We start from the raw sequence: 7862 nt of genomic DNA on the forward strand, positions 1-7862 counted from the left end.
AAGACTGATCAACCATTTACATCATTAATGTTAGTATATTTAACATTCATATAACAAACTAGTGCCTGCATTCACCTAGTCACAAACCGAGATGTTCATTTTGAATAGTTTCAACCGTTCGATAATGTGCACTTTATACATAGCTACGCTATTTCGCCTATAGTAACATGAATCTCATAGATAAACATCACATATGAAGTGATGTAAACTAACAATTCATTTGGAGGGATTAACGATGGGACGATGGACTTCTAAATTGGCACTACCGCTTCTCGCAGTAACACTTGTTGCAACGGCATGCGGAGGCAATTCCGGCAATGAGCCGAAGCCTGCGGCAACTAACCCAGCTGCTGCCGAAGTTTCTGCAGACGAGAACGGCATTACGATAGGCGCGCCGGAGAAAACGAAAGTAACGCTCCGCTTGAACTGGAAGTTCAAAGGCGAATTCGCTCCTTTCTTCGTCACGAAGGAAAAAGGCATTTTCGAAAAGTACGGTCTCGACGTCGAGGTGCTGGAAGGCACAAGCTCGGTACAGACGCTTCAGGTGCTTTCGCAAAATAAAGAAGACATCGGCGTCATGTCGACAGCCGAACCGATGCAAGGCATCGAGCAGGGCATGCCGGTGAAGATCATCGCTTCCTATATGTCGCGCTCGCCAATCATCTTATTGTCCTATCCCGATAACCCGATCAAAACACCTGCCGATCTCGAAGGCAAATCGATTGCTTCGTCTATTTCCTCCACCTTCACGTCGCTCTACGACAAATTCATCGAGCACAACAAGGTGGACGGCAGCAAGGTTAAGCTTGTCAAAATGGAAACCGGCGCGCGCAACACGGCATTTTTGAACAAAGAGGTTGATGCGGTTGCGGTATTTTCCACGAATGAGTTCCCGATGTTCAATAAGAAGCTTGGCATAGAGCTCCAGCCGATGTACTTGGCCGATTACGGCTTTGACGTAGCCGGACTGACGCTTGCCGCGAACAATAAATTTTTGGCCGACAACCCGAATACGGCGAAGCGCTTCCTCGCCGCAGTGAATGAAGGCTTCAAGTATACGATCGACAATCCCGAGGAAGCGGCGGCCATTGCCAAGAAGCTGTTCCCGGATACGGTGGACGAAGAGCTGACGGTTATGCAGATTCAGCGCACCGGCGAACTGGCAGTACTGGAGGGCAAACCTTTCGGTTGGGTCAGCGAGGAAAATATTACGCACACGTCGAGCGTTCTGTTCGAAAGCGGCTTGATCAAGAAACAGTTGCCGGCAGCAGAGTACTTCACGAATGAATATTCCCCGCAGCCTTAATCGCCAGGCTAGCACGAGGAGGTAACCAGAACTATGAACTATGCTAAAGTCGGCCGCGCCGCATCGGTTGTTGCCACACTCATCGGATTGTTTGCGCTTTGGGAAATCATTTGCTTGCTATTCTCGGTTCCCGAATATTTAATGCCGCGGCCAACGCAAATTTTTCACCGCTTCTTCGTGGACTTCGATGTTCTTGTAAGGCACGGGGGCGTGACACTCGGCGAAATTCTGCTCGGATTCGCCATGGCCGTCGGCATCGGTATTCCAATTGCTATCGTCATCGTGTATTCGAACTACTTCTCTCAATCATTCTTCCCGATCTTGATCGGTATTCATTGCGTACCAATGGTATCGCTTGCTCCGCTGCTCATTCTCTGGTTCGGCTTCGGCACGCTGACCAAAGTGCTGATCGCTTTCCTGATCTCCTTCTTCCCGATCATTATCAATACGGTCGTCGGCATGAAGTCGATGGAGAAGGATATGCTTCATTTGGCCAAGTCGATGCGGGCAAGCACGTTTCAGACGTTCGCCTACTTCCGACTCCCAAAGGCGCTTCCGAGCATCTTTGGCGGACTGAAGGTCGGCATCACGCTAGCCGTTGTAGGCGCGGTCGTCGCCGAGTTCGTCGCATCAGAGAAAGGACTTGGTTATTTGCAGCTTACCGCCAACTCCAAGCTCGACGTCACGATGGAATTTTGCGTCATATTCGCTCTTGCCATTATGGGTATCGGCTTGTACTGCATCGTCGGCTTGCTCGAGAGATGGTGCATGCCATGGTACCAGGCAACTAGAAAGGAGGCGTAGCCCATGTCAGGCAAAAAAATCACGCTCGACCGTGTAGAGAAAACGTTCAAGACAAGGAGCGGCAACGTGCAAGCGCTGAAGGAGGTTACGCTCGATATCGAGCCATCTTCCTTCATTTCGGTGGTAGGCCCAAGCGGCTGCGGCAAGTCTACGCTCATGAACCTCATCGCCGGACTGGATAAGCCGACCAGCGGCAGCATTTTGTTGAACGACACACCGATGAACGGTCCACAAGCCGGCAACGCCGTCGTTTTTCAGAAGGATGTGCTGCTGGAGTGGCGGACGGTACTCGGCAATATTTTGCTCCCGTTCGATATGCATGGCATCACTTGGTTCGATCGCGGCGGACGAGGCACGAACCGCGACGCAGCATTAGAGTTGCTCAGCATGGTCGGGCTCGAAGGCTTCGCGGACAAATACCCGTTCGAACTGTCCGGCGGAATGCGGCAGCGCGTTTCCATCTGCCGGGCGCTCATCCAGAACCCGTCGCTGCTCATGATGGATGAACCTTTCGGCGCACTCGACGCACTAACCCGCGAGCAAATGATGTACGACCTGCTGAAGCTGTACAACAAATTCAAGTTTACGGTCGTATTCATCACCCACAGCATCGAGGAAGCTGTGTTTCTCTCCGACCGCGTATTCGTCATGTCGCCGCGTCCAGGCGAAGTCGTTCGCGACATCTCGATCGGGCTTCCGCGTCCGCGTTCCATTGATACGAGGCTTGATCCGCAATTCATGGCCCATGTCCAAGACATTCGCGGAGTCTTCAAGTCGCAGGGCGTACTGACGGAGGTGTAGCTCTTGCTATCTACGAATAAGCCTTACACCTTTGCGAGCGTAATGGAGCTTCCAACCGCATTATTCATTATCGATATGCAAAATGATTTTGTCCACGAAGACGGCGCTTTCGCCAAGGGAGGGTACTCGGTCGAGGATTATCATCTGGCCGTTCCCGTCATCGATCATCTGCGAGGCGTTGCCAATCACGCGGGGATCCCCGTATGGATGATCGGAATGTCGCATAACGAAGCTAATGACGGCGACGATGCCTGGGTGCAGCGCCGCAGAGCCTCCAACCATCCCGATACTTGCCGAACCGGCACATGGGGCAGCGAATTTTATGAGCCTCTGACACCCGGTGAGGAACATACCGTATTTTGGAAGCATCGCTACAGCGCTTTTGTCGGCACAGATTTACATGAGAGGCTGCAGCAGCAATCGATTCAGACCTTGATTTTTACAGGCATCAATACGAATACATGCGTCGAATCGACGGTTCGCGATGCGCATTTGCTCGGTTATCATGTCATCGTCATACGGGATGCTACGGCATGCGCTTATAAGGACGCTTACGAACCAAGCTTGAACAATATCGAACGCCATTTTGGATTTGTTACCACTTCGGACAAATTTATAAAGCTATTGGAGGAGAACTAACTATGTATTGCGATTTGATCAAATTATCGATGGACCACCCCGGTGATGTCAGCAGGCTTGAAGCTTTGCTGGAATCGGGTGCATTACAAGCAGAAGAGATTAAAGGCATTATCGCCCAAACGGAGGGTGACGGTTATTCCCGCGGATACTCGACGCTAGCGTTTCAAGTATTGCTGTCAAGTTACCTAGGATGGACGCATGAGGAAATATTCGAACGCATCCCGATGATGATGATCGGAAAGACAGGCGGACTTATGAGCCCGCATTATACGTTGTTCGTTAAACGGTCGGGTGAATCCGCAGTTACTACGGAAGAGAAACGATTCGTATTCGGTGTTGCATCCAGCCGTCCATTGTTAGCGGAAGAAATCGGTACGCAAGCGCAAGTCGATCTAACGCGCGAGACCGTGCTCGCTGCAATTGCCGACGCGGGTTCGTTAGCGCTCGAAGACGTTCATTGCGTAGAGATTAAGTGTCCCTGGGGCATCGGCGGAACAAGGTCGAAAGCTGCATCTGCTCTTGGCTCGGCTGTCGCGCTGAGGGAAGTGGAGCGCGAGCTCATCTCCGAAGCCAGCATTAACGGCGATCATTCCTTGTATTCGGTCAAAACCTCGGTTTCCGCAGGCAACGAGCAATATGCGGTACGCATAATTGTTATGGGCAATGCCATTGGCTCGGAAAGCCCGCTTATCGTAGGCTCCGGAGTTATGAAGGATGCCTTCGATTTGAACGGCTTGCTCGCTACGTTCGAGAGCTTGAACATCTCGGCTGCTCCAACATTGTCCGAGGGAGACCGCGCTCGCTTCGTTCAGCTATTCGTCAATGCGGGTTCGGACGCGCTTCCGCACATTAGAGGCAGGCGGCATACGATGCATTCCGATGCGCTTAGCATGCATGCCGGCATCTTAGCCAAATCGATTGCAAACGCAGTCGTAGGCAGCTTCGTTGGCGATGCTTCCATCCTTTGCTCGGCTGGCTCGGAGCATCAAGGTCCGCAAGGAGCCAATCTGATAGCAGCCGTTGTTCGAGCGTAGTTACTCTGCAACGTGGATAGGAGGATAACAATGACACAACCAATACAGTGGACCATACCTGGTTTTATGAACGAGCATGCCCACCTGGATAAAGGGATGCTTGTACCTGAAAGATCCTATAAGGACGATCCGGTAGCTATACGGGCAGGCTGGACGAGAGAAGCGAAGTCGTCCTTTACGAAGCAAGACATTTACAGCCGAGCTGAGCAAGCGCTGCAACAGCTTCTCTCCTATGGGACGGCTTATGTTCGAACCCATGTAGACGTCGACCCTCTTGTCGGGCTGCAGGGCATAGAAGCGTTACTGGAGCTTAGAGAGCATTACAAGAACGATATCATTATCGATATCACCGCCTTTAACCAAGAGGGCTTTGATCGTTATCCGGATTCCGCCGGTTTGTTGACAGAAGCACTTACGATGGATAGTCGCATCGGCATTGGCGGCCATACGTTGTCCGATCAGGATGGATGCAGTCATATCAATCGTATTTTCGAACTGGCGGAACAAGCCAATGCGCCTTGGGTTGAATTTCATACCGACGAAAGCGGCAAGCCGGAGCATTTTCTGCTCCCTTACTTAGCCGAGCAAGTCAAAGCCAGAGGCTGGAGCGGCAAAACCTATGCAATCCACTGCAACTCGCTCGCTAACGTATCGGATGAGCTTGCCGAGCAAGCTATCGCTCTCACCGCAGAAGCTGGTCTGCATGTTACGGTATGCCCGACCGCAATCGCTACTCGAGCCATAACGCGCGTTAAGCAGCTAAACCAGGCCGGTGTACGTATCGGCATGGGGAGCGATAACATGAGCGACTTCTTCAATCCGATGGGCAGCGGCAATATGCTGCAATATGCCCAACTGCTTGCTTATATTCAGCGTTTCTACGAGCCGCGGGAAATGGATATGCTGCTGCGCATTATTTCCCAAATGCCGTTTAATGCCGAATCCGCCGTACTCGTCAGCCAGTTGGCACAGGATCGTTACCGTTTCACGACGAAAGATAGTCGCTACTTGCTCACCCATTTACCATTGCCGTCATAATGCTTCATTCATTCGTAGTAAGGGAGGGCTTCTGTTGATCAAACATTTCGACGCTTACGTCGACCAAGAACTCTTTCTTGAGCCGTCGAACTCCGGCCACTTGCTGGGCCGTACTTTCGCTGTCAAAGATATATTTGCTATACGAGGAGAAAAATCGGGAGCCGGAAATCCGGATTGGCTGCGTACGCATAGTCCATCAGGCCAAAACGCCTCCGTTATTGATACGTTGCTTTCTCATGGCGCACGCTTAGAAGGTACAACCCATACCGACGAGCTCATGTTCAGTCTTAGCGGTCAGAATGACCACTATGGCACACCGGTTAACCCGGTAACGCCTGACCGAATACCCGGCGGCTCTTCCTCCGGCTCTGCCGTAGCCGTCGCTGCCGGACTATCCGACTTTGCGCTTGGAACAGATACAGGGGGCTCTATCCGAGTCCCTTCCTCCCATTGCGGCATATTCGGTTTTCGTCCCACGCATGGCGCCGTATCGATGGACGGCGTCATTCCGCTTGCGCCGAGTTTCGATACGGTAGGCTGGTTTGCCGCAGATGTCGCTACAATGCTTCAAGTCGGCTCTGCGCTTCTGCTCGACACGGGTAACCATAATGGCTTTAATCATCTCTATATGGAGCAAGATGCTTGGTCCCTTGCAGATAAGCATATGCGGGAGGACTTGAAGCCGACTATCTCTTTGCTTACCGGACTAATTCAACATCATGATAACGTACGTGTCTCGCGTGATGGCCTTGTTGAATGGATGAACTTATTCCGCAAGCTGCAAGGTATTGAAATATGGAGCACGCACGGTGAGTGGATCCAGAATGAGAAACCCATCTTCGGTAAAGCTACCACTGAGCGATTCGCATGGGCTGCAAGCTTGAATACTGAAGAGTATGAGCTACATACATTTTTGCGCGGAGCACTTGCTTCCGCCTTGGTAGAGAAGCTTGGCGACGACGGGGTGCTAATCATCCCTACAACGCCAGGACTTGCTCCTTTACTGAATGCATCGGACGCGGAAGTTGCCGACTGGCGTCTTCGTACACTGCAGCTCACTTCCATTGCCGGACTTACGGGCTTGCCTCAGCTCTCTATTCCGATAGCATCAGCCTACGGCCCACCGATCGGGCTTTCCATTATTGCGGGAAGAGGGCAAGATCTGAAGCTATTATCCTGGATAAATGAAATTCAGCACCAGTTGCCATTGTTCCATTCAACCTCTAGTTCTAGAACAGTTAAATAAACACACAAAAAACCGGAGATCAAAGATCTCCGGTTGCGTTTGTTGTTTTGGGTAAAAATGGTGAGCCATGAAGGACTCGAACCTTCGACACCCTGATTAAAAGTCAGGTGCTCTACCAACTGAGCTAATGGCTCTTGATGTGGGAAATGGTGGAGGATGATGGATTCGAACCACCGAACCGTGAGGAAGAGATTTACAGTCTCCCGCGTTTGGCCACTTCGCTAATCCTCCACAATATTATTTCTGTCTGCCAAAAGCAGAAAAAAATAAAGTGGTGGCTCGGGACGGAATCGAACCGCCGACACGAGGATTTTCAGTCCTCTGCTCTACCGACTGAGCTACCGAGCCTTACTTTAAAGAAAAAAATGGCGGAGCTGACGGGATTCGAACCCGCGGTCTCCTGCGTGACAGGCAGGCATGTTAGGCCTCTACACCACAGCTCCGAGTTTAGATGGTGGAGGATGACGGGATCGAACCGCCGACCCTCTGCTTGTAAGGCAGATGCTCTCCCAGCTGAGCTAATCCTCCACAATAGGCGTTGCAAGTAAAGAAAGGTAATGGTAGCGGCGAAGGGGATCGAACCCCCGACCTCACGGGTATGAACCGTACGCTCTAGCCAGCTGAGCTACACCGCCACGCTTGTCCCCCGAATGCTTGTCTCTTCTGAACGTTCGGGGACGTTCACAAGGTCAGGTAATGGCGTCGCCAAACGCCTTTACAATGATGCCGCATAAGCCGCACTAGTCAGCTTGATACAACAGGCATTGCGCCCTGAAAACTGGATACGAAAGATAATGCTGCTGAACTTTAGCTGTTGCCTATAGGTTGTATGGACCATATAAGCGTTTTAGGATAAGCCCTCGACCGATTAGTATTCGTCAGCTACACACATTGCTGTGCTTCCACCCCGAACCTATCAACCTCGTCGTCTTCAAGGGGTCTTACATACTGGGAAATCTCATCTTGAGGGGGGCTTCACGCTTAGATGCTTTCA

Annotated in this window: 7 protein-coding genes, 6 tRNA genes and 1 rRNA gene; 7 read left to right on the plus strand and 7 right to left on the minus strand. The window is 51.5% G+C overall.

Going from position 1 to position 7862, the window contains the following annotated elements; genetic code table 11:
• The first annotated feature begins 235 nt into the window (after window positions 1-235).
• Genes AC1DF0_RS27715 through AC1DF0_RS27745 form a run of 7 tightly spaced genes read left to right on the plus strand, consistent with a single transcriptional unit; the run spans window position 236 to window position 6868 of the window.
• Window positions 236-1306 (plus strand): ABC transporter substrate-binding protein, encoded by a 1071-nt coding sequence (locus AC1DF0_RS27715; protein WP_477576563.1) that lies wholly within the window; start codon window positions 236-238, stop codon window positions 1304-1306.
• A gap of 33 nt (window positions 1307-1339) precedes the next feature.
• A complete protein-coding gene (locus tag AC1DF0_RS27720) occupies window positions 1340-2110 on the plus strand; it encodes an ABC transporter permease (protein WP_442051547.1) in 771 nt (256 codons plus the stop codon).
• A 3-nt stretch (window positions 2111-2113) separates the two neighbouring features.
• Window positions 2114-2911 carry an ABC transporter ATP-binding protein gene (locus tag AC1DF0_RS27725; protein ID WP_442051546.1) on the plus strand — a complete coding sequence of 266 codons (798 nt, stop codon included), beginning with the start codon at window positions 2114-2116 and terminating at the stop codon, window positions 2909-2911.
• Between the two features lie 3 nt (window positions 2912-2914).
• Window positions 2915-3550 (plus strand): cysteine hydrolase family protein, encoded by a 636-nt coding sequence (locus tag AC1DF0_RS27730; RefSeq protein ID WP_442051545.1) that lies wholly within the window; start codon window positions 2915-2917, stop codon window positions 3548-3550.
• Between the two features lie 2 nt (window positions 3551-3552).
• On the plus strand, window positions 3553-4584 hold the full coding sequence (locus tag AC1DF0_RS27735; RefSeq protein ID WP_477576566.1) for a ring-opening amidohydrolase: 1032 nt from the start codon (window positions 3553-3555) through the stop codon (window positions 4582-4584).
• A 30-nt stretch (window positions 4585-4614) separates the two neighbouring features.
• Window positions 4615-5622 (plus strand): amidohydrolase family protein, encoded by a 1008-nt coding sequence (locus AC1DF0_RS27740; protein WP_442051543.1) that lies wholly within the window; start codon window positions 4615-4617, stop codon window positions 5620-5622.
• Between the two features lie 34 nt (window positions 5623-5656).
• The gene (locus tag AC1DF0_RS27745; protein WP_477576569.1) at window positions 5657-6868 is read left to right on the plus strand and encodes an amidase; all 1212 of its coding nucleotides are present in this window, start codon (window positions 5657-5659) and stop codon (window positions 6866-6868) included.
• A 58-nt stretch (window positions 6869-6926) separates the two neighbouring features.
• On the opposite strand, the gene AC1DF0_RS27750 is transcribed toward AC1DF0_RS27745, so the two are convergent.
• The 7 genes from AC1DF0_RS27750 to AC1DF0_RS27780 form a co-directional block, all read right to left on the minus strand.
• Window positions 6927-7002 (minus strand) — tRNA-Lys (locus AC1DF0_RS27750).
• Between the two features lie 13 nt (window positions 7003-7015).
• Window positions 7016-7099, minus strand: a tRNA-Tyr gene (locus AC1DF0_RS27755).
• Between the two features lie 41 nt (window positions 7100-7140).
• Window positions 7141-7216: transfer RNA gene (locus tag AC1DF0_RS27760), tRNA-Phe, on the minus strand.
• Between the two features lie 18 nt (window positions 7217-7234).
• A tRNA-Asp gene (locus tag AC1DF0_RS27765) sits at window positions 7235-7311 on the minus strand.
• Window positions 7312-7320: 9 nt separating this feature from the next.
• Window positions 7321-7396, minus strand: a tRNA-Val gene (locus tag AC1DF0_RS27770).
• Between the two features lie 30 nt (window positions 7397-7426).
• Window positions 7427-7503, minus strand: a tRNA-Met gene (locus AC1DF0_RS27775).
• A 213-nt stretch (window positions 7504-7716) separates the two neighbouring features.
• A 23S ribosomal RNA gene (locus AC1DF0_RS27780) occupies window positions 7717-7862 on the minus strand; the annotation flags it as partial.

The sequence above is a fragment of the Paenibacillus sp. 05T425 genome (genome assembly GCF_056396205.1).